Source organism: Nocardia sp. NPDC050710 (assembly GCF_040654375.1).
Lineage (GTDB): Bacteria > Actinomycetota > Actinomycetes > Mycobacteriales > Mycobacteriaceae > Nocardia.
Genome location: NZ_JBFAHV010000064.1, coordinates 1 through 2,563, shown reverse-complemented (window position 1 = coordinate 2,563; position 2,563 = coordinate 1). Strand labels below are relative to the sequence as shown.

The following is a 2,563-nucleotide window of genomic DNA, read 5'->3' as shown; positions in this document are numbered from 1 at the left end:
CATGTCGGGTAAGGACGGCGCATTGCTGCGCCGTCCTCCCCTCAGAACCGTGCGAGCGGTTGTTCACCGCACACGGCTCAAGCAAGCCGCGAGGACGATGCGGGTGTTGCGGAATCGGTTGGGCTCCTGCGTATCCGAGCGCGGAGGCTGCGGTGGCAGGAGGCGTGCACCAGGCGGGTGTCGTCCGGCGAGTTCGTTCGCCCGTGGTGGGTCAGATACTCGGCGGCGATGGCGCGTTTGACGACGCTGAGCCACCATCGTTCCCACTCGTGAGGCGATTGTGGGGGCTGGTCGGCGGTGAGCAGATGGTCGGCGCACAGCGGGCAGCGACCGTGCTGCCTGGCGAGTAGGCGCCGGTTATAGCTGTCCAGTGCGGGTGTGACCTTGCGTCGCCGACGGGCCCAGTAGCTGGTCAGTTCCGGGTCGTCGGGTGAGGCCCGGCCGGTGACCAGCGTGTGTCGGACGATGGGTGTCCAGGAGAACTTGACCAGGCACGCGGTGTTGTCGCGGGCTGTGTTCGATGTCGTGCCGGGGTCGCCGAACACCCATCGGTCGTTCCTGAATTTGTTGAACCGTCCGTAGTAGCGGCGTGCGATCCACTTGCCCGGCTTGTTCGGGTGCGTGCGGCGCGCCCACCCGAAGGTGAGCTGCCACATATAGTGATCCAGCGATCGGAATACGTTGCTGGACACCGCGCCCCGGTAGTAGGTGGACCACCCTCGGATGATCGGGTTCATCCGGGAGATCACCGCCGCGGCGTTGGAGCCGCGCAGTCCGCGCATCTCCTCGGCCAGCCGTTCGCGGATACGCTTGACCGCCTTGCGGCTCGGTTTGATCAGCAGCTTGCCCGGCCGCCCGCCGCGTCGATATCGGCGGATGTTGAAACCGAGGAAGTCAAAGCCGTGTTCTTCGAGGTGGACGATGCGCGTCTTGTCCTCGTTGAAGACCAGACCCCTCGGAGCCAGCCACTCGGCGAGCCGCGATTTGACCTGTTCGGCCTGCTGCTCGGAATGACAGCAGACGACCAGGTCGTCGGCATACCTGGTCAGAATCGGGGTGCCCGCCACTGCCGCTCCAGCGTATTTGCCGGTCGTACTGCGGTATTGAACACCCGCGGCCTCTTCCAGGCCGTGCAGCGCCACGTTCATCAGCAAGGGGCTGATCACCCCGCCTTGCGGGCTGCCCTCCTCGGTCGGGGAGAACTGCCCTGCCTCGATTACCCCGGCCTTCAACCAATTTCGGATCAGCTCCCTGGCAGGGAACGACCCGATCGTGTCGAGAACCCTGGAGTGCTCGATGCGGTCGAACGCGGCCGTCAGATCGGCGTCGAGGATCCACACCCGTGCGGCTCGTGGCCCCTTGAGGGTGAGGAACAGCGACTCGATCGCATCGGCGCAACTTCGACCGGGCCGAAACCCATAGGACCGGGCCTCGAACCTGGCCTCCCACTCCGGTTCCAGTGCGTTACGGACCCGAGCTTGATGGCATCGGTCCATGATCACCGGAATTCCGAGCGGACGCTGCTTGCCGTTCGCTTTCGGTATATACACGCGCCGGACCGGCACCGGCTCCCACGACGAGCGCGTGTGATGCGCCCGCACCGCCACGTTCGCGCGTTCATCGGCGGAAAGTGCTGTCTCCCCGTCGACTCCGGCCGTCCGACGCCCAACGTTGCGCTGGGTAACCTGTCGCACACACAACAGCGTGTTCGACCACGACCCCAGCATCAGTTTCTGCAACGACCGGACCTTCGCCCAGTCCTGCTCCCGCGTCGCCTTGAAGATCCTGCGCCGCAACCTCGCTACATCCTGTTCATGGACACGCCAATCCACAGCGTTCCAGTCGAAGACGCCCTCCGGTCCGTTCACCTCGACGGTGTCCAACATGCCCTTCCGGTTCGCAAGGCCGAACAGCCTCGGTGTTCAAAGGCTCACCTGCTCACGTCAGCGCCCTTTCGAGCCCAGCCACCAGGGCCGGTATCCGACCGGTTCCCCATCGGCCCGCCATCAGGAGGAGACGGCGTCACGGCCGCGAGTCCCGCCGCCTTTCGGCCGTCGGCATTCGCTTGTTGAGCATCCTGTCCCGCCGAGGGCTTCCGCCCCTCTCACGATCGGCCTACCAGGCCCGAAAGCCCGGACCCCGACGGGGTTTCCACGTTCCGCGTGCACGAGACGCGACCGGGGAGGGCGCCCTCTATACCCCGAGACCAGCGGTGTTCGCACGACCGGCCTGTGGCCTCCGATCGCCGCTTGCCGCCTCCGCCAGCGGCCAGGTCCTCCCACCCGGTTCCCCATCCCGTCTGCCCGAGCTTCAAATAACGAGGCGTCATCAAGGGTTCACTCACGTTCGCCCGTCCGGCCTTCCCCTCGCCCGGTCGCTCCTCCGGACGGAAACGGAGGCCCTTGGGCTTCTTCCCTGAGCTTCGCACCCCAACAAGCAGGACCTGTTGACGCACGTCAAGGCGGGGATCGGTCACGAACACCAACCGAGAACTACGCGACCGGCATCACTGACCTCCTACCCACGAGTTCACTCACACACGCGACATCGCGTCGCACCCACA

General features: G+C 65.7%; 1 protein-coding gene. It reads right to left on the bottom strand.

Annotated features, from left to right (window positions below; all coding sequences use genetic code 11):
* Positions 1-77 precede the first annotated feature (77 nt).
* Positions 78-1,886 (bottom strand): group II intron reverse transcriptase/maturase, encoded by a 1,809-nt coding sequence (gene ltrA / locus AB0H61_RS38985; protein WP_357313966.1) that lies wholly within the window; start codon positions 1,884-1,886, stop codon positions 78-80.
* Between the last annotated feature and the right edge of the window lie 677 nt (positions 1,887-2,563).